The organism is bacterium, from assembly GCA_026129405.1.
In the GTDB taxonomy this organism is placed as follows: Bacteria; Desulfobacterota; Binatia; order DP-6; family DP-6; genus JAHCID01.
Window position 1 is genome coordinate 563,460 of sequence record JAHCID010000003.1, and the last position, 20,122, is coordinate 583,581.

At 72.0% G+C, this 20,122-nt stretch carries 12 protein-coding genes and 1 tRNA gene; 4 read left to right on the forward strand and 9 right to left on the reverse strand.

The window, feature by feature from the left end:
• Window positions 1-70 precede the first annotated feature (70 nt).
• Window positions 71-5,635, forward strand: coding sequence for an excinuclease ABC subunit UvrA (gene uvrA / locus KIT14_15200; GenBank protein ID MCW5891869.1), 5,565 nt, complete (start codon window positions 71-73; stop codon window positions 5,633-5,635).
• A gap of 29 nt (window positions 5,636-5,664) precedes the next feature.
• Here the strand turns inward: uvrA and KIT14_15205 are convergent, their stop codons facing one another.
• Entirely contained in the window at window positions 5,665-6,669 is a 1,005-nt protein-coding gene (locus KIT14_15205) for an alpha/beta hydrolase (GenBank protein MCW5891870.1), read from the reverse strand.
• A 357-nt stretch (window positions 6,670-7,026) separates the two neighbouring features.
• On the opposite strand from KIT14_15205, the gene KIT14_15210 reads away from it, so the two are divergent.
• Window positions 7,027-9,690 (forward strand): DUF4215 domain-containing protein, encoded by a 2,664-nt coding sequence (locus tag KIT14_15210; GenBank protein MCW5891871.1) that lies wholly within the window; start codon window positions 7,027-7,029, stop codon window positions 9,688-9,690.
• A 12-nt stretch (window positions 9,691-9,702) separates the two neighbouring features.
• On the opposite strand, the gene KIT14_15215 is transcribed toward KIT14_15210, so the two are convergent.
• Both KIT14_15215 and malQ read right to left on the reverse strand, forming a co-directional pair.
• Window positions 9,703-10,542, reverse strand: a complete 840-nt coding sequence (locus tag KIT14_15215; protein ID MCW5891872.1) for a zf-HC2 domain-containing protein — start codon at window positions 10,540-10,542, stop codon at window positions 9,703-9,705.
• Window positions 10,539-12,086, reverse strand: a complete 1,548-nt coding sequence (gene malQ, locus KIT14_15220; GenBank protein MCW5891873.1) for a 4-alpha-glucanotransferase — start codon at window positions 12,084-12,086, stop codon at window positions 10,539-10,541. The genes KIT14_15215 and malQ overlap by 4 nt, the downstream gene beginning before the upstream one ends.
• Before the next feature lie 132 nt (window positions 12,087-12,218).
• On the opposite strand from malQ, the gene KIT14_15225 reads away from it, so the two are divergent.
• The gene (locus tag KIT14_15225) at window positions 12,219-12,443 is read left to right on the forward strand and encodes a hypothetical protein (GenBank protein MCW5891874.1); all 225 of its coding nucleotides are present in this window, start codon (window positions 12,219-12,221) and stop codon (window positions 12,441-12,443) included.
• A 108-nt stretch (window positions 12,444-12,551) separates the two neighbouring features.
• Here KIT14_15225 and KIT14_15230 read toward each other — a convergent pair.
• The 3 genes from KIT14_15230 to KIT14_15240 form a co-directional block, all read right to left on the reverse strand.
• Window positions 12,552-12,625, reverse strand: a tRNA-Gly gene (locus KIT14_15230).
• Between the two features lie 52 nt (window positions 12,626-12,677).
• On the reverse strand, window positions 12,678-13,289 hold the full coding sequence (gene pgsA / locus KIT14_15235; protein MCW5891875.1) for a CDP-diacylglycerol--glycerol-3-phosphate 3-phosphatidyltransferase: 612 nt from the start codon (window positions 13,287-13,289) through the stop codon (window positions 12,678-12,680).
• Window positions 13,270-13,914 carry a lytic transglycosylase domain-containing protein gene (locus tag KIT14_15240; GenBank protein MCW5891876.1) on the reverse strand — a complete coding sequence of 215 codons (645 nt, stop codon included), beginning with the start codon at window positions 13,912-13,914 and terminating at the stop codon, window positions 13,270-13,272. Before KIT14_15240 ends, pgsA begins: the two co-directional genes overlap by 20 nt.
• Before the next feature lie 97 nt (window positions 13,915-14,011).
• On the opposite strand from KIT14_15240, the gene nadB reads away from it, so the two are divergent.
• Window positions 14,012-15,643: an L-aspartate oxidase gene (gene nadB, locus KIT14_15245; protein ID MCW5891877.1), complete on the forward strand. Its 1,632-nt coding sequence runs from the start codon at window positions 14,012-14,014 to the stop codon at window positions 15,641-15,643.
• Window positions 15,644-15,698: 55 nt separating this feature from the next.
• Here the strand turns inward: nadB and KIT14_15250 are convergent, their stop codons facing one another.
• From KIT14_15250 to purQ, 3 genes are read right to left on the reverse strand one after another with little or no spacing between them, the layout of a single operon-like run.
• A complete protein-coding gene (locus KIT14_15250; GenBank protein MCW5891878.1) occupies window positions 15,699-17,120 on the reverse strand; it encodes an amidophosphoribosyltransferase in 1,422 nt (473 codons plus the stop codon).
• A 53-nt stretch (window positions 17,121-17,173) separates the two neighbouring features.
• The gene (gene purL / locus KIT14_15255) at window positions 17,174-19,381 is read right to left on the reverse strand and encodes a phosphoribosylformylglycinamidine synthase subunit PurL (protein MCW5891879.1); all 2,208 of its coding nucleotides are present in this window, start codon (window positions 19,379-19,381) and stop codon (window positions 17,174-17,176) included.
• A gap of 3 nt (window positions 19,382-19,384) precedes the next feature.
• On the reverse strand, window positions 19,385-20,122 hold the full coding sequence (purQ, locus tag KIT14_15260; protein ID MCW5891880.1) for a phosphoribosylformylglycinamidine synthase subunit PurQ: 738 nt from the start codon (window positions 20,120-20,122) through the stop codon (window positions 19,385-19,387).

Sequence of the window (20,122 nt, forward strand, 5' to 3'; positions counted from 1 at the left end):
CGGCCGCGCGCCGCGCCATCACCCGACCCTTCCGCCGCGCCTCCGGGCCGCTATAGTGGGGAGTCCGGTCATGCGTCACCCCGACACGTCCCCACCGTCGATCAGCATCGTCGGTGCACGCGAGCACAACCTGAAGGGGATCGACGTCCGCATCCCCGTCGGCCGGCTGACGGTCGTGACCGGCGTCTCCGGATCCGGGAAATCGTCGCTGGCGTTCGACGTGCTCTACGCCGAGGGCCAGCGGCGCTACGTCGAGAGCTTCTCGACGTACGCCCGCCAGTTCCTCGACCGCATGGAGCGTCCCCAGGTCGAGCGCATCGACGGCATCCTGCCCGCGATCGCGATCGATCAGAGCCGTCCGGTGAAGACCTCGCGCTCCACCGTCGGCACCATGACCGAGCTGCACGACTACCTGAAGCTGCTGTTCGCGCGCGCGGGGGTGCCGTACTGCCGGCAGTGCGGCACACCGATCCGCTGCGACACGGCCGAAGGCGCGGCGGCGACGCTGCTCGCGGCGCATGCCGAGGAGCGTGCGCTCGTCACCTTCCCCATCGCCGTGCCCGCAGGCCTGCCGTGGACCGACGCGCGCCAGGGGCTGCTGGCAGCGGGCTTCCTGCGCGTGCTCGTCGGCGGCGCACCGGTGGCGCTCGACGACCTGGCGACGGCGCCGGACGGCGGCGCCCTCACCGTGGTGCAGGACCGCCTGCGCCTGCGTGCGGGCGAGCGCGGACGACTCGTCGAGTCGCTCGAGCAGGCGTTCCGGCACGGGCGCGGCGAGGCGGCGGTGGTGCTGCCGGACGACGGCGGCCGGCGCCTGCCGTTCTCGAGCGCCCTCGCCTGCGCGCAGTGCGGCGTCACGGTCCGGCCGCCGGTGCCCAATCTCTTCTCCTTCAACAGCCCGCTCGGCGCCTGCGAGACCTGCCGCGGCTTCGGGCGCGTCATCGATCTCGACCTCGATCTCGTCGTGCCCGATCCGCGGCGCGCGCTCGCCGACGATGCGATCAAGCCGTGGTCGACGAAGTCGACGGCCTGGGAGCGGGCGGAGCTCCTCAAGTTCTGCAAACGCCGCGGCATCCCGACCGACGTGGCGTGGGAGGGCCTCGACGAGGCGCACCGCCAGGCCGTGCTCGACGGCGACCGCAAGCGCGAGGGCAAGTTCTTCGGCGTGCGGCGCTGGTTCAAGTGGCTCGAAGGCCGCACCTACAAGATGCACGTGCGCGTGTTCCTCGCACGCTATCGCAGCTACGTCCTCTGCGCCGCCTGCGAGGGGACGCGGCTCAAGCCCGAGGCGCTCGGCTTCCGCGTCGGCGGCTACACGATCGCGGACCTGAACCGCCTGCCGATCGGGGCAGCGGAGCGGGTCCTCGCGGCGTTGACGCTGGGCCCGGGCGTCGCCGGCGCGGTCGCCGATCTCGTGCTCGGCGAGGTGCGGAGCCGGCTGCGCTACCTCGTCGAGGTCGGGCTCGAGTACCTGACGCTCGATCGCCAGTCGCGCACGCTGTCGGGCGGCGAGTTGGAGCGGGTCGATCTGACCACCGCCGTGGGATCGTCGCTGGTGAACACGCTCTACGTGCTCGACGAGCCGTCGATCGGCCTCCATCCGCGCGACACCGAGCGGCTCGTACGGCTCCTCCATCGCCTGCGCGATCAGGGCAACACGGTGGTGGTCGTCGAGCACGACCCGGCGATCATCCGCGCCGCGGACCACGTGCTCGACCTCGGCCCCGGCGCCGGCGAGCGCGGCGGACAGGTGTGCTGGGACGGGCCGGCGGCGGAGCTCGGCAGCGCGCGCGGCTCGCTCACGGCCGACTACGTATCGGGGCGGCGGACGATCCCCGTACCGGCGAAGCGCCGGCGCCCCATCCCCGGGCTGTCGCTCGGCATCCGCGGGGCCGCAGCCCACAACCTGAAGCAGATCGACGTCGACCTGCCGCTCGCCTGCTTCGTCGCCGTCACCGGGGTCTCGGGCTCGGGCAAATCGACGCTCGTCGAGGAGGTGCTCTACCGCGGACTCAGGAAGCGGCTGGGGCAGCCCGTCGGCGTGCCGGGGACGTGCCGCGCCCTCGAGGGCGCGGAGCGGATCGCCGAGGTCATCCTCGTCGACCAGAGCGCGATCGGCTCGAGCCCGCGCGCGAACGCCGCGACCTACCTGCGCGCCTGGGATGGTATCCGGCAGGCGTTCGCGCGCACCGAAGAGGCGCGGCTGCGCGGCTACGGTCCGGCCACGTTCTCGTTCAACGTCCCCGGTGGGCGCTGCGAGACGTGCGCGGGCGACGGCGTCGAGCGCATCGAGATGCAGTTCCTGTCCGACGTCTACGTGCCCTGCGCCGAGTGCAACGGTGCGCGCTTCCAGCCCGACGTGCTCGAGGTGCGCTGGCAGGGCCGCACGATCCGGGACGTCCTCGCGCTCACCGTGCGCGAGGCCCTCGACGCCTTCATCGAGCTGCCCGACGTGCGCGCGCGGCTCGCGCCGCTGGCCGACGTCGGCCTCGACTACCTGCGCCTCGGCCAGCCGCTCTCGACGCTCTCGGGCGGCGAGGCGCAGCGTGTGAAGCTGGCGGCGCAGCTCGGGCGCGAGGCCAAGCCGCACACCGTCTTCGTCTTCGACGAACCGACGACGGGGCTCCATCCGGCCGACGTCGCCCGCCTGCTCGGCTGCTTCACCGGCCTCGTCGCACGCGGACATTCGCTGGTCGTGATCGAGCACAACGTCGACGTCATCAAGTGCGCCGACTGGGTGATCGAGCTCGGCCCGGAGGGCGGCGACGCGGGCGGACACGTCGTCGCGATCGGGCCGCCGGAGACCATCGCGGCGACGCCGGGCTCACCCACCGGCCGCTTCCTGCGCGCCGCCCTCGGCGCCGACGGGACCGCGGTCGCCGCCGACGCGCGCCCGGTGTGGAGCGCCCCCCCCGCCCCCGCCGGCATCCGCATCGTCGGCGCGCGCGAGCACAACCTGCGCGACGTCAGCCTCGAGCTGCCCCGCGACCGGCTCATCGTGCTGACGGGGCTCTCCGGCTCGGGCAAGTCGTCGCTCGCCTTCGACGTGCTCTACGCAGAGGGACAGCGACGCTACATCGACAGCCTCTCGGCGTACGCGCGCCAGTTCCTGCGCGTCATGGCGAAGCCCGAGGTCGATCTCCTCGAAGGCCTGCCGCCGACGGTGGCGATCGAGCAGCGGCTCTCGCGCGGCGGCCGCACGTCGACCGTCGCCACGGTGACGGAGGTCGCCCACTATCTGCGGCTCCTGTTCGCCAAGCTCGGCGTCCAGCACTGCCCGACGTGCGACGAGCCCATCCGCCCGCAGACGCGCCGCCAGATCCTCGATCGGCTGCGTCGCGAGCTGGGCGGCGCCAGCGTCGACCTGCTGGCCCCCGTCGTCCGCGGCCGCAAGGGCTATCACAAGGAGGTACTCGCGGCCGCACGCAAGCTGCGGCTGCGCGAGGCGCGCGTCGACGGCGCCCGCGTCCGGCTCGCCGACACGACGCTGCTCGACCGCTATCGCGAGCACGACATCGACCTCGTCGTCGCCGCCGACGTCGCGGTGCGCGGCGACGGCTTCGAGGACGCCCTCGCGCGGACGCTGCGACTGGGGAGCGGCGCCGTCGCCGTCGTCGGCGACGGCGCCGAGCGGCTGTTCTCCGAGCGCGCCTTCTGCGCCCGCTGCGGCGTCGGCTTTCCCCCGCTCGACCCGCGCCTCTTTTCGTTCAACAGCCGGCAGGGCGCCTGCCCGGACTGCCACGGCGCCGGCGTGCGCGACCAGCCCGATCCGGCGACCATGCTCGATCCCGCGCGCAGCCTCGCCGACGGCGCCGTGCTCGCCCTCGCCGACGAGGGGCGCAAGGCGGAGCGCCGGCGTCTGCTGCGCGGGCTCGGGGCGGCGGGCGTCCGACTCGACGTCCCGGTCGCGCGTCTCGGCGCGCGCCAGCGGCGCGTGCTCGAGGAGCAGCTCGCAGCGACCGTGACCCGGTTGGCCGAGACCGAGCCGGAGGCGTTCGGCGCGTTCCTGCGCGAGACGCCCTGCCCCGCTTGCGCCGGGACCCGGCTGCACCCGCAGGCCCGAGCGGTCCGGCTCGGCGGACACGGCATCGCCGACCTGCTCGCGTTGCCCATCGCCGAGGCGAGCCGCGCCGTCGCCGGGCTGCGTTTTCCCGCCCGCGAGCGGCCCGTCGCCGATCCGGCGCTGCGCGAGATCGCGCCCCGGCTCGCGTTTCTCCTGCGCGTCGGTCTCGGCTACCTCCAGCTCGACCGGCGCGCCGACACCCTGTCGGGCGGCGAGGCCCAGCGCATCCGGCTCGCCGCCCAGCTGGGCTCGAACCTGCGCGGCGTCTGCTACGTGCTCGACGAGCCGACCATCGGCCTGCACGCACGCGACAACGAGATGCTGCTCGACGCGCTCGACGAGCTACGCACGCGCGGCAACACGGTGGTCGTGGTCGAGCACGACGAGGCGACGATCCGGCGCGCCGACCTCGTCGTCGACATGGGGCCGGGCGCCGGCACCCACGGCGGACGCGTCGTCGCCGTGGCGACGCCGGAGCGGCTGCCGCAGGTGGCGAGCTCGGTGACCGGTCGCTACCTCGCCGGTCCCCGCGTGCGGGTCGCGCCCGCACGGCCCCTCGACGCGCGCACCTGGCTGACGGTCGAGGGCGCCACCGAGCACAACCTGCGCGACGTGAGCGTGCGGCTGCCGCTCGGCGCATGGACCTGCGTCACCGGCGTGTCGGGCTCGGGGAAGTCGACGCTCGTACGCGACGTCCTCTTCCGCGGCGTCCGCCGTGCGCTCGGCGCGCCGGTGGGACGCGTGGGAGCGCATCGCACGCTCGAGGGCGCGACGGCGCTCACCCGCGCGGTCGAGGTCGACCAGGCCCCGATCGGCCGCACGCCGCGCTCCACCCCAGCCTCGTACGTCGGGCTCTACGACGAGATCCGGCGTCTCTTCGCGATGGTCCCGGAGGCCCGCCTGCGCGGCTACGGGGCGGGCCGGTTCTCGTTCAACGTCGCGGGCGGGCGGTGCGAGGCCTGCGCGGGACAGGGCCGAGTGCGGCTCGAGATGAGCTTTCTACCCGACGTCTACGTCGGATGCGACGCCTGCGGCGGCCGGCGCTTCACCGACGAGACGCTGACGATCCGCTACGGCGGACGTACGATCGCGGACGTGCTCGACATGACGATCGAGGACGCCGCCGAGCTCTTCGCGCCGCACGCCGCCGTCGCGCGCGGTCTCCGCGTCCTCGCCGACATCGGCCTCGGCTATCTGACGCTCGGACAGCCGAGCAACACGCTCTCGGGCGGCGAGGCGCAGCGGATCAAGCTCGCCTACGAGCTCGCCAAGGACTCGCACGGGCAAACGCTCTACGTGCTCGACGAGCCGACGACCGGGTTGCACTTCGCCGACACGGAACGCCTGGTGGCGGTGCTCCACCGCCTGGTCGATCGCGGCAACACCATCGTGACCATCGAGCACAACCTCGACATCATCAAAGAGGCCGACTGGATCGTCGATCTCGGCCCCGAGGGCGGGCGGGGCGGCGGGACGGTGGTGGCGGCGGGTACTCCGGCGCAGGTCGCCGCGATCCCGGGCTCCCACACCGGCCGCTTCCTGCGCGAGTTCCTCGGCGCCTCGGCCGCCTGAGCTCCTGTGCCGCGGCCCGCCGGCGGCGCTCAGCAGAGCTGGCGGACGGCCTCCACGACCGGTGCCCACCCGGCCGTTTCGGGCTCGATCAGCTCGAAGTGTCCGACGCCGTCGAGCGACACCAACGAGGCCTGATCGCCGCGGGCAACGGCGACGGCCTGGTAGTCGAGGCTCATCTGGGCAGGCACCACGCGGTCGTTCCGACCGTGCAGCAGGACCTGCGGCACGCCGAGCGGCAGCAGCGCGGCGGGCGACGCGGTGTCGTAGCGCTGCGGGACCTCGTCGGGCCTGCCGCCCAACAGCTTGCCGACGACGTCGAACCCCAGGTCCCACGCCTGTCGCAGGTCGACGAGACCGGCGAGCGACACGGCCCCCTGTACCCGGATGGCGCGGCGATCGCGCAGCTCACCTTCGCGGATCCAGCGGCGCCCGGCCCCCCACAGCGCGAGTTGGCCGCCGGCCGAGTGCCCGAGGGTGACGAGGCGGCGGAGGTCGATGGGCTGACGCCGCGCCATCGCGCGCAGCTGGTCGAGCCCGGCGCCGACGTCGAGGAACGTGCCGGGCCATCCTCCCCCCGGATCGCCGAGGCAGCGGTACTCGAGGTTCCAGGTGGCATACCCCTGGTAGGTGAGCGCCTCGCACGCGGCGGTCATGACGTCGAGCCCCTGCGCCGACGACCAGAAGCCGCCGTGGATCACGACGACCACGGGCGCGCGGGTGCCGCGGGTGGAGGGAAGGCGCAGATCCCCGAACTGCTGCGGCTGCTTGCCGTAGGCGATGCGCTCGAACGGCAGCGTCGCGCTGATCGGCTTCGGAGGCTCCTGGGGCGGGGGCGATGGGTTCGCGGTCGCGCGGGCGCCCGGACGACACCCTCCGAGCAGCGCCAGCCCGGCGCCGCCGGCCGCGCCCCGCAGCAAGGCGCGTCTGGTCAGATGCACGGCCGCCGGTGATAAGCCAGGGAGACGGGTAGCCGCAACTCGCAGAGCGCAAACTCGACGGCTCGCGTCGCATCCCGGATTCCAGAAGCCGTGCATCGGCGCACGCCCATCGGCAGAGGCGTCCGCTCCACGGACACTGCGGCCCGATGAACGGGCCGTGGCTCAGTCGCCTTTCGCTTCGAACGCCGATTCACCGACGGAATCGTTCGCGTTCTACCTGGCCGACGCGCATGCGACGCGCACGTTCTCCGGGTTGCGCCCGGGCTCGGGCAGTGCGGCCCTCCTGGTGACGTTCTATACAACCATCCACCGTTTCCCTTGCGTTCATGCACGAAGGCCGCGATGATGCCGCGCCCGCTCCGTCCGAAAACCCCCGTGGGAACATGAAGTTCCCCGGGCATGTCGATTGCTCCGGCCGGCAGCGTGCGGATTTTTCTCCGGAAGGGGCCTCTCATGCGGATCCAGCGGACTCTCCTGCCTTCGCTCGCGGCGGCGATCATGCTGCTGTCGCCGGCGCTGGCAGCGGCGCAGAGCACGAGCATTGCGGACTACGTGCTGCTTGCGCGGACGTCGCTACGCGCAAAGGCGCTCAAGTTGCTCTCGGGCGACGCTGCCGTCACCGCGGGAACGCTGATAACCCGCAACGAGCTCGCCGCAGCGAACTCCACCATCGCCGGCCCCGCGGTGAGGATGGACAAGAAGTCGAAGTGCGCCGCGCTGTACGCGAACACCGCCATGGGAGCCGGCGCCAACTGCGGCCCGGCGCAGGCCTTCAGCGCGCCCTTCGCCGATCTCGCCACGGCCTGCGACTTCCCCCCGTCGTTCCCGGCCTGCAACCCGGGCGCGCCGGTGGTCGTATTGAACGGGAAGACGACGGTGCTGCCTCCCGGCGTGTACGGCGAGCTCCAGGTGGCGGGCGGCTCGGGTGGCCCGGCCATCGTCGAGCTGAACGGGACCTACACGTTCTGCGGCGTGCGCGTGGCGCGCAACGGCGTCATCCGTTTCGCGGGCCCCTCGACGATGAACGTCAGGGACTCGCTGCTCCTCAGCACGTCCGCGGATCTGGTGCCGAAGTCGCCCGCGGTCGCGGCCCAGGACGTGCACGTCTTCGTCCGCGGCCGCAGCGTGCGCTTCTCGCGCCTCGCTCAGGTCGGTGCGCTCGTCTGTGCTCCGGAAGCGCGTCTGAGCGCCGGCAGCGGTGCCACCCTCGAGGGCCGCTTCGTCGCCGACTCGATCCGCCTGCGACAGAACAAGGTCGCCACCTCGGGAACGTCTGCGACGACCACGACCACCACGATCGCCACGACCACCACCACGACCACCACGATCGCGACGACCACCACGACGACCACGTCGTCGACGACCTCCACCCTCCCCGGCTCGGTCTGCGGCAACGGCATCCTCGAAGTCGGTGAGGAATGCGATACAAACGACTTCGGCAGCGCCACCTGTCCCGGCGGCTCCGTCGCCGGCGCCCTCCTCACCTGCACCGAGGGCTGCACCATCGACTTCTCGGGCTGCCCGGCGGTGACGACCACCACCACGATCGCGCCGAGCACGACGACCACGACGATCGACCCGGAGTCGACGACCACGACCACGACGCTGCCGGACGAGACCACGACGACGACCACGCAGGTCGAGCCCACGACCACGACCACCACGCTCGAGCCGCCCCCGACCACGACGACGACGCTCCAGCCGGTCTGCGGCAACGGCGTTCTCGAGGCCGGTGAGGAATGCGACACCGACGACTTCGGCAGCGCCACCTGTCCCGGCGGCTCCGTCGCCGGCGCCCTCCTCACCTGCACGGAGGGCTGCACCATCGACTTCTCGGGCTGCCCGGGCGTGACGACCACCACGCTCGACCAGGGCACCACCACCACGACCACCACGCTGCCGGACGAGACCACGACGACCACCGTCACGCCGTCGACGACGACCACCACCACGGTGCCGACGAGCTGCGGCAACGGCGTCATCGATCAGGGTGAGGAGTGCGACGGGACCGAGTTCGGCGACGCCGCCTGCCCCGGGAGCTCGGTGGCGGGCGCGTTCCTCACCTGCACGGGTAGCTGCACGATCGATTTCAGCGGATGCCCGGGGGCGTCGACGACCACGACGACGCTCGAGACCACCACGACCACGCTGGCCACGACCACGACGACGACCACGCTCAGCCCCGGCTCGACCACCACGACGACGATCCCGGGCACCTGCGGGGACGGCACCGTCGATCCGGGTGAGCAGTGCGACGACGGCAACACCACGCCGTGCGACGGCTGCTCCGCGACCTGCCAGATCGAGGAGGTCGGCAACGGCGTCGTCGAATGCGACGAGGAGTGCGACGACGGCAACACCGTCGACTGCGACGGCTGCAGCAGCACGGGCACCATCGAGGGCTGCGGCAACAACGTCGCCGAGTGCGGCGAGGTGTGCGACGGCACCGACCTGAACGGCGGGACCTGCCCCGGGTCGCCGACCGGCGCCCTCCTCTGCAACGAGGACTGCTCGGGCTTCGACACCTCGCGGTGCACCTCGATCGGCGAAGAGGACTGCACGAACTGCATCGACGACAACGGCGACGGCCTCGTCGACTTCGAGGACCCGCAGTGCTGCTCGGCGCCGAACGCCTTCATCAGCACCGTCCGCAAGGGCAAGCTGAAGCCGCGCAAGAACGGCCGCAGCTTCCTCCGCCTGCGCGAGGTGCTCGATCAGAGCGGTGGCCTGCAGCTGAAGCCCATGAGCGAGCAGGTGACGCTCCAGATCCGGCAGGGCGACAATCAGCTGCTCTGCGCCCGCGTTCCTGCTGGACTGCTCATGAAGAAGGGGAAGTGGTGGAAGTTCTGGGCGAAGCGCAGCGCGAAGAAGCAGATCGTCCAGACCCAGGCCCAGGGCATCCAGGACATGGCGATCCGCATCCGGAAGAATGGCAAGGTACGCTTCAAAGCGTTCGGCCGCCGCGTGATGATGACGACGCCGCCCTCGGGCAATCTCGAGATCACGGTCGGCTTCACCGACCCGACGATCGGCAACGCCTCGAACCGCTGCTCGCGGGTAACCCAGCCGTTCGTGAACAAGGGCACCAAGGGCGCGATCAAAGCCGTGCGCCCCTGAGAACCTCGTCGATCACCGGGCTCGCGGGCCGAGTCGGCCCGCGAGCACCGGCGCTCCCATCCGATCCCGCACGACCTGCACCGACAGGCGTGCGGGATCGCCGTTCAGGGGCACGGTGACGCGAGCCTGACCGCCCGCCCCGCGTACGAGGGGAACCGAAGCGCGCGTCTGCCCGGCCTCGTCGCGCAGCTCCACGCGATAGCCTTCCCCGTCAGGCAGCGGCGGGAGGGCCAGCGCGAAGACGAGCAGGCGATCGCCGCCGACCCGCCAGACACCATGGCCGCGCACGTCACGGTACGGCGGCACGGGCTCGAGGGCCGCGATCCGCGCGTCCGGTGCGGCCAGCGCCCGCCCCGCCTCGGTCGCGATCCGGTCTCCCGGGAGTGCCTCGGACCGCGCACGGGGTGGCGCGGCCGTCGCCTCGGTGGGGCGCGTCCGACCGGCCAGCAGCTCGGCCTCGAGCTGCGCAGCCCGCGCGGCGAGAGCCGCGTGCTGCACGCGCGTCGCCGCCGCGTCGGCGCGGGTGCCGGCCAGCTCGGCCTCGACTCGTACCAGGCGCACCACCAGCGCATCGAAGCGAGCTCGTTCCTCCTGCGCCGCCTCGCCTGCGTGACGCACTGCCCACGCACCGCCTCCCAGGGCTGCCAGCACGGCGGCGCCGGCAGCCGCCCGGCGCAGCCGGGTGCTCGAGCCGCCGGCCGCGGCGGCGACGCGCCCCGAGCGTCCGAACGCGAGGCGCAGGCACTCGGCGCATCCGCTGGCCAGATGCCGCCGGATGACCTCGACGTCCTCCGGACACAGCCGCCCCGTGACATACGCGGGCAGCCGCTCCCGGAGCACGTCGTGGGTCACGTCGGCGACCGCCGGTGCCGTTCGGCGAGCCGTCGCAGCCGCGCCGCGGTGGCCGCCGCGAGCTCGTCGGTGGGATCGTCGACCGCCCAGGGCATGCGATAGCTCCAGTTCGTGTCCTGGACGGTCGAAGGAACGTTGATGCGCTCGCCGCCGCCGTACGCATCGGGCAGCGGCAACAGGACGAGCGCCGAGCGGCTGGCGTAGAGGACGTCCAGCAGCGCCTCGTGGATCGCCGGCGTAAACGCAGCGCCGCGACCATCGAGCCCGTGCAGTCCGGGGATCTGCGTCAGGGCCTCGCGCTCGTCGGGACTCAGCTCGTGCTCCCACCAGGTGCGCAGCGTCGAGGTGTCGTGGGTGCCGGACGTGCCGACGGAGCACACGGGCCACGCCGCGGGATCGCGGAAACGACCGTCGTCCCGCTCCCAGCGCAGGACGCGGAAGCCCGGCAGACCGAGGTCGTGCAGCGAGGCGCGCACGAAGTCGGGGATACTGCCAAGATCCTCGACCAGGAGATCGGCGTCGCCGGCGACCTGCATCGCGAGCCGCAGCAGGTCCTCGCCCTGCGCCCGCTGGGCACCCTCGTCGTGGGGAACGAACCCCGGGGCGCCGTCGCGCGGGATCTCCCACAGGCGGTAGTAGCCGACGACGTGATCGATGCGCCCACCGTCGAACAGCTCGACGAGCCGTCGCACACGCGACGCCCACCAGGCGTGCCCGCCCTCGGCCATGACGTCCCGCCGCATCGCCGGCAGCCCCCAGTCCTGGCCCTCCGGATCGAAGTAGTCGGGCGGCGCGCCGACCGTGGCGTCGAGGCGGAACGCGCGCTGGTCTGCCCACACGTCGGCGCTGTCGGCCGCGACCATGAACGGCACGTCGCCTAGGAGGCGCACGCCCGCGGCCCGCGCCGCACCGCGGGCCGCCCCCCACTGCTCTTCGGCCACCCACTGCACCCAGGCCTGGAAGGCGACCGTCTGGTCGAGGCTCGTGCGCAGATCGGCGAGCGCGGTGGGGTCGGCGGCAGCGAGGCGCTCGGGCCAGGCCGTCCAGGCCGCCTCACCATGCGCCCCGCGCAGGGCGCGGTAGAGCGCATAGGGCTCGAGCCACTCGGCGTGGGCGACGCGAAACGCTGCGAAGGCCGCCGTCCGCGCAGCGTCTGCCCGGCGACCGAAGCGCTCGAACGCGAGGCGCAGGCCGGCCTGCTTGAGGGCGCGGACGCGCTCGTAGGCGATCGTCCCGGCGTCCCGCACCGCGGCGATCCCCGCTCGGAGCTCGGCCGGCAAGCCGTCGGCCATCTCGGGTAGCTGATCGACGGCCACATAGACGGGGTCGATGGCGAACGAGCTGAGGCCGCCGTACGGACTGCGCTCGCCCGGCGGCACCTCGAAGATGGGCAGCAGCTGCACGGCCGCGACGTGCGCCGACTCCATCCAGCGGATCAGACCGGGCAGGTCGCCGATGTCGCCCATCCCCCAGTCGCGTCCGCTACGCAGGCTGAACAGCGGCAATACGATGCCGGCATCGCGGCGCTCCGCAAACCCGTTCACCCGAACCCTCGTCCCCAGGTCATGTCCCCCCGAGGTAGCACGGGCACGGAAACGCCCCAAGCCGGAACGGAACGCGTCGCACGCTCGTAGGGGCCTGTCCCCGGCACGTCGGGCGCGCTAGCCTTCGCACCGATGATGCCGAAGCGCGCGTGGATCGTGCTCGTCGCCGCGGCGCTACTGCCCGCCTGTCGGCTGGGAACCCTGCCCGCCGGACCGCTCGGGTGCGTCGCGCAGGACGCGGAGGACCACTCGGTGCGCTGCGCCGCGCTCGCCGACGCGTATCCCGGCGACGGCTGCACCTGCGTCGATGCCATCACCCGCGCGGCCTACCGTGGACGCGTGCAGCAGACGCAGTGACGATCGACACCGCGCTGCTTGGCCCGCGAGGCCCAGAAACGAAAAACCGGTCCGCCCGACGTCCCTTGGGCAGGACCGGTCCTTCACGACCGTGCTGACGGTATCGAGAGCGGGTGACCGGGGTCGAACCGGCGACCTTGTGCTTGGCAAGCACACGCTCTAGCCAACTGAGCTACACCCGCGCGAAGGACGGTTGATACCGGGGGGGCCCCAGGGAGTCAACCGCGCGCGGGGTCAGTAGAGCGGGACGCGGCGCAGGACGCGAACATAGTAATCGACCGCCGACCAGACGGCGAGCACGAGCGCGACCCAGAGGAGGACCATGCCGGCGGCGTGGAAGTCGACGCGCAGGCCGGTGCCCGGGATCGCGTACTCGTAATGCAGCAGCAGACCTTCCAGCGCGAACATCTGGAAGATCATCTTGTACTTGCCGAGTTCCTCGGCCGGCACGACGACGCCGCTGGCGGAGGCGAGGCTGCGCAGCCCAGTCACCGCCAGCTCGCGTAGCGCGATGACTGCCGCCATCCACGCCGGCACGCGGGGCTCCGGCGACATACCCGCCAGCATGATGAGCACGCCGACGACGATCAGCTTGTCCGCGAGCGGGTCGAGGAACTTGCCGAGGGCGGTGGTGATGCCGTTGCGGCGCGCGATCCAGCCGTCGAGGAAATCCGTGATGCAGGCGGTGAAGAAGATGAAGCCCGCGAGCGCGCTCGGACCGGGACCGGGCCAGAGCAAGACGACGATGACGATCGGGACGAGCGCGATGCGGAAGAGGCTCAGGAGATTCGGGAGCGTCGTGACCTGCGCTCCCCGCGCCGCGAGATCAACGACGGGCGTAGACACGGCCGGCCTCGCGCATGTAGCCGACCCGATAGCGCAGCACGCGTGCCAGGTACTCGCGAGTCTCCTGGATCGCCGGCACACCGCCGGCCGCCTCGACGCGCGCGTGGCCGGCGTTGTACGCCGCCACGGCCAGCGGAATGTTGCCGCCGTAGCGATCGAGGAGCATGCGCAGGTGGCGCACGCCGCCTTCGATGTTGTCGCGAGGGGAGAACACGTTGCGGACCTGATGTTGGGCTGCGGTGGCCGGCATGAGCTGCATGAGGCCGAGCGCGCCCGCACGGGACACCGCGTGCCGGTTGAAGCCCGACTCGGCCTTGATGATCGCCTTCACGAGCGCATACTCGACGTCGTAGGCGTCGGCAATCGTACGGATCAGGCCGTCGTAGGTCGTCGGACCCTGCGGCGCGCGTGCGGCGGCGCCGAGAAGCGGCAACGGGCGAATGGGCCGGGCCTTCGGCGCTTCCTTCAGGAGCACTTCCGACGTCCCGGTGGCTGGGGCGTTCGTGATGTGCAGCACGCCGCGGTCGTCGCGGAACGAGTAGATGTCCGCGCTCGCCGCCCCGACGAGCCCTCCCAGAAGCACCCCCGTGGTCGCCGCGACGGCGATCCCCACCACCAACCGCATCCGGCGCCGAGAATAGGAGCGTACCCCGCAAAGGTCAAACCGTACCTCCTCCCCTTGACCCGCCCGGGAGGGCGCGGGAATGGTGGCCGACCAAGGCATGGACGCGGACTATCTCGTCGTCGGCAGCGGGATCGCCGGCCTCACGTGCGCGCTGGCGTGCGCCCGGCATGGGCGGGTGCTGCTGGTGACGAAGGATCGTCTGCCCGAGAGCTCCAGCCAGTACGCCCAGGGCGGCATCGCTTCCGTCTGGAGCCCCGAGGATAGCTTCGAGTCCCACATCGCCGACACGATCGGCGCCGGAGCCGACGTCGGGCACCGGGACGTGATCGAAACCGTGGTCCGCGAGGGACCGGATCGGGTCCGGGAGCTCATCGCGCGCGGCGTCAACTTCGACGTGCGCGGCGACCCCGACGACCGCGAGTACGACCTCGGTCAGGAAGGGGGTCACTCGAAGCGGCGCATCCTCCACGCCACCGACGCCACCGGCCACGAGATCATCCGCGCCCTCGGCGAAGCCGTCCGCGCGACGCCGGCCATCGACGTGCGCGAGAACCTCCTCGCCGTCGACCTCTGCCTGGACCGGAGCCAGGACCCGCCCGTGTGCTGGGGCGCCTACGTGCTCGACCGCGAGACCCGCGCGGTGCACCGCCTGCTCGCGCGCGCGACGTTCCTCTGCACGGGCGGCCTCGGGAAGGTCTACCTCTACACCTCGAATCCCGACGTCGCGACCGGCGACGGCGTCGCGATGGCGTTCCGCGCCGGCGCCGCCGTCGCGAACATGGAGTTCGTCCAGTTCCACCCGACCTGCCTCTTCCACCCGCAGGCGAAGTCGTTCCTCCTGACGGAGGCGCTACGCGGCGAAGGCGCGCTGCTGCGACGCCCCGACGGCGAACGTTTCATGCCGCGCTACGATCCGCGTGCGGAGCTGGCGCCGCGCGACATCGTCGCGCGCGCCATCGACAACGAGATGAAGGTGCACGGCTACGAGTGCGTGTACCTCGACATCAGCCATCGCGAGCGCGAGTGGATCAGGACGCGCTTCCCCACGGTCTACGCCGGCTGCGCGCGCTTCGGCATCGATCTCGCGGGCGGGCCGGTACCGGTCGTGCCGGCGGCGCACTACGCTTGCGGCGGCGTCCTCACCGACCTCGACGCCCGCACCGATCTGCCGCGCCTCTACGCCTGCGGCGAGGTCGCGTGCACCGGCCTCCATGGTGCCAACCGCCTCGCGTCCAATTCCCTGCTCGAGGCCCTCGTCTTCGCCGACCGCGCCGCGCGCCACGCCGTCGCCCTCGTGACCGCCGACCAGACGCCGGTGCCCGCGATCCCCGCCTGGGATCCGGGGCGCGCGACGGACAGCGACGAGTCGGTGGTCGTCACCCAGAACTGGGACGAGATCCGGCGCTTCATGTGGAACTACGTCGGCATCGTCCGCAGCGATCGGCGACTCCAGCGGGCACTGACCCGCATCGAGCTCCTGCAGGAGGAGATCCGCGCCTACTACTGGGACTTCCTCCTCACCAGCGACCTCGTCGAGCTGCGCAACATCGCGACGGTGGCCGAGCTCATCATCGCCTGCGCCCTCGCCCGTCCGGAGAGCCGCGGGTTGCACTACACGATCGACCACCCGCACGCGGACCCGAACTGGCTGCACGACACGGTGGTGCGCCGCGGACCCCATGGGCGTCCGGTCGCAGTCCCGCCCCGCCGCCAGCGCAACGCCGGCTGACGCGTGTCCCGCGTCCGATCCCGCCCGATCCGGAACGAGCTTCGGACTCGGGACACTAGCGTGCGTGCGCGCGCTCGCGCGCCTCGAACAGGTGCAGCTGGCGTGCGCGCAGCTCGCCGGAGAGCGGCACGGGATAGCGCCCGGTGAAGCAGGCATCGCAGAACCGCTCGCCGTTGCCGCCGTTGAAGGCGAAGAGGCCGGGGAGGCTCAGGTACGCCAGCGAGTCGGCGCCGAGAAACGCGCGCGTGTCCTCGAGGCTGTGCGACGACGCGATCAGCTCCTGCCGGGTCGGCGTGTCGATGCCGTAGTAGCAGGGATTCGTCGTCGGCGGGGAGCTGATGCGCATGTGCACCTCGCGCGCGCCCGCGGCACGCACCATGTGCACGAGCTTGCGGCTCGTGGTGCCGCGCACGATCGAGTCGTCGACCACGACGACTCGCTTGCCTTCGAGCACCTCGCGCAGGGCGTTCAGCTTCACCTTGACGCCGAAGTGGCGGATCGAGCTGGTGGGCTCGATGAACGTGCGCCCGACGTAGTGGTTGCGGATGAGGCCCATTTCGAACGGGATACCCGCCTCTTCGGAGTAGCCGATGGCGGCGGGCACGCCGGAGTCCGGCACGGGGATCACGATGTCGGCCGGGACGGCGCTCTCGCGCGCCAGCTGGCGGCCGAGCTCCTTGCGTACCTCGTAGACGTTGCGCCCGTACACGTTGCTGTCGGGGCGTGCGAAGTAGACGTACTCGAACACGCAGTGGTGCGGCGGCGCCGGTGGAAACGGCTGGTACGAGGTGACGCCGCGCTCGTCGAGCACGACGACCTCCCCCGGGCGCACCTCGCGTACGTACGTCGCATCGACGAGGTCGAGCGCGCAGGTCTCGGACGTGACCACCCATGCGTCGCCGATGCGGCCGAGCACGAGCGGGCGAAAGCCGCCGGGATCGCGCGCTGCGATCACCTGCCGCTCGGTGAGGAACACCAGGGAATAGGCGCCGCGCACCTGCGTGAGCGCGTCGACGATGCGCGCCAGGACGCCGTCGGCCCCCGACTGCGCGATCAGGTGGATGATGACCTCGGTGTCCGACGTGGACTGGAAGATCGACCCGCGCGCCTCGAGCTCGCCGCGCAGGCGGTCGGCGTTCACGAGGTTGCCGTTGTGCGCGATGGCGAGTGCGCCGTGCGCCCACTCGACGACGAACGGCTGACAGTTCTTGAGCAGCGTCGAGCCGGTCGTCGAGTAGCGGTTGTGGCCGATCGCGAGACGTCCTTCGAGCGTCGCGAGGATGTCCTCGGTGAAGATGTCGGCCACGAGGCCCATGCCGCGGTGGCTGATGAGCGCGTCACCGTCGGAGGCGACGATGCCCGCGGACTCCTGGCCGCGATGCTGGAGAGCATAGAGCCCGAGATAGGCGAGTGTCGCGGCCTCCGGATGGCCGTACACGCCCACGACGCCGCATTCCTCGTGGAATTTGTCCGTCATGTCTCCCAACCCGGGCAGTGTAGCCCGTGCGTCGCGGGGAGTACACGGCGCCGTCATGCGCCGAGTCGCTTCTCCAGCGTGCGGCGCCAGCGCTCGCGCGCGGCTTCCACGGACACGTTGAGCACGTCGCCGATGACGAGATTGTGTCCCCGCACCTCGCCCAGCACCTCCAGCGGTACGTCCTCGCGGCGCGCCAGCTCGCGCAGGCGGTTCAGATGCCGCCGCCGCAGCGAGACGAGCATGCGGGACTGGCTCTCGCCGAAGAGGACGGCGTCGGTCCGCATGCCGCCCTCGAGCGTGACGCGGACGCCGAGACGACCCCCGCCGAACGAGCACTCGGCGAGCGCCACCGCGAGGCCGCCCTCGGCGAGGTCGTGTGCCGAACGCAGCAGCCGCTCCTGCGCGGCGGCGAGCACCAGCGCGTGCAGGCGTTTCTCGGCGTCGAGATCGATCCACGGCGGCGTGCCGCGCGTCATGCCGTGGATCACCGCGAGATACTCGGAACCGCCCAGCTCCTCGCGCGTCCGGCCGAACAGCACCACGACGTCGCCCTCGGCCTTCCACCATGGGGTCAACACGTCGTCGACGTCGTCGACGAGGCCGACCATCGCGATGATCGGCGTCGGCGCGATGCTGCGGCCGTCGGTCTCGTTGTAGAAGCTGACGTTGCCGCTCACGACGGGCGTACCGAGCGCGACGCAGGCGTCGCGGATGCCGGCGATCCCCTGCTGGAACTCCCACATGACGTCGGGCCGCTCGGGGTTGCCGTAGTTGAGGCAGTCGCTCAGCGCGAGCGGGCGCGCGCCCACGGCGACGCAGTTGCGCGCCGACTCGACCACCGCGAGCATCGCCCCGAGGTAAGGGTCGAGGCGACCGTAGCGGCTGTTGCAATCGGTCGTCAGGGCCAGCGCGCGGCGGGTGCCTTCGATGCGCACCACGGCAGCGTCGCCGCCCGGGCGGACGAGGGTGTTGCCGCCGACGTACTGGTCGTACTGGCGGTAGACCCATTCGCGCGAGCACAGGTTCGGGCTCTCGAGCAGGGTCAGCAGCGCCGCGCCGAAGTCCTTCGGCTCGCCGATCGTCCCGAGGTCGAGCCGCTGCATCTCCTCGAGCCGCGCCGGCTCCTCGGCCGGGCGGCGATAGAAGGGCGCCCGCTCGGTGAGCGGCGCGACCGGCAAGGTCACGACCTCCTCGCCGTGCCAGCGCGCGCGGTAGATGCCGTCGTCGGTGATGTGGCCGACGACCACCGCCTCGAGATCCCACTTCTCGAAGATCGCCTTGACGGCGTCCTCGCTGCCCTGATGCGCGACGAGCAGCATGCGCTCCTGCGATTCCGAGAGCAGGATCTCGTAGGGCGACATCCCGGCCTCGCGCAGCGGCACGCGGTCGAGGTCGAGGACGATGCCCGCGCCACCCCGCCCCGCCATCTCGAACGAGCTGGACGTCAGCCCGGCGGCCCCCATGTCCTGGATGGCGACGATGTGGTCGGTCCGCATCAGCTCGAGGCACGCCTCGAGGAGGAGCTTCTCCGCGAACGGATCGCCGACCTGCACGGCCGGGCGCTTCTCGGACGCGAGCGCGTCGAGGGCCGCCGACGCGAGCAGGCTCGCGCCGTGGATGCCGTCGCGCCCGGTACGCGAGCCCACGTAGATGACGGGATTGCCCGGCCCGGCCGCGCTGGCACGGAAGAGCCGGTCGGCGGGCGCGATGCCGATCGTGAACGCGTTCACGAGGATGTTGTGGTCGTAGCCGGCGTCGAAGTAGACCTCGCCGCCCACCGTCGGCACGCCGAAGCAGTTGCCGTAGTGCCCCACGCCCCCCACCACGCCGCGCACGAGGAACGGCGTGCGCGGATGGTCGAGCGAGCCGAAGCGCAGCGAGTCGAGAATCGCGATCGGCCGCGCGCCCATGGTGAAGACGTCGCGCAGGATCCCGCCGACCCCGGTCGTCGCACCCTGGAACGGCTCCACGAACGACGGGTGGTTGTGGCTCTCGATCTTGAAGACGGCGGCCAGCCCGTCGCCGATGTCGACCGCGCCGGCGTTCTCGCCGGGCCCCTGGAGAACCTGCGGTCCCGTCGTCGGCAGCTGGCGCAACCACGCCCGCGAGCTCTTGTAGGAGCAATGCTCCGACCACATGACGCCGAACACCGCGATCTCCTCGAACCGCGGCTCGCGGCCGAGGATGTCGAGGATGCGCTGGTACTCGTCGGGGGTGAGCCCCTGCTCGGCCGCGACCTCGGCGGCGGTGGGTGCACCCATGCCTCAGGGTCCCGGAACGACGGTGGGCTCGCGCCGTCCTGCGGCCCCGCCGCGGCCGAGCCAGGCCTGGGCGGAGCGGAACAGCGTGAGGCCATCCTCCCCGCCGGTGAGGCGGTCGGTGGCGTGCTCGGGGTGCGGCATGAGGCCGACGACGTTGCGGGCCGCGTTGGTGACGCCGGCGACGTTGCCGATCGAGCCGTTCGGGTTCGCCTCTGCCACCGTGCGTCCGGCGCGATCGACGTAGCGGAAGACGATGCGTCCCTCCGCCTCGAGCGCCGCACAGGTCGCCTCGTCGGCGACCCAGCAGCCCTCGCCGTGCTTCACGGGCAGCGCGAGCAGGTCGCCGGGACGGCACCCGTACGTGAACGGCGTGTCCGCCGTCTCGACGCGCACCGTGACGACGTCGCAGACGAAGCGCAGCGAGCGGTTGCGCACGAGCGCGCCCGGCAGCAACCCGGCCTCGCACAGGATCTGGAAGCCGTTGCAGATGCCGAGCACGAGGCCGCCCGCCCGTGCGTGCTCGCCGACGGCGTCCATCACCGGCGAGAACCGCGCCATCGCGCCGCATCGCAGGTAGTCGCCGTACGAGAACCCGCCGGGCAGCACCACGCAGTCGACGCCGCGCACGGTGCGATCCTTGTGCCACAGCGGGATCGCCTCGTCGCCGAGGATGCGCTCCGCCACCCGCAGCGTGTCGCGGTCGTCGTTGGAGCCCGGGAAGGTGACGACGCCCCAGCGCAC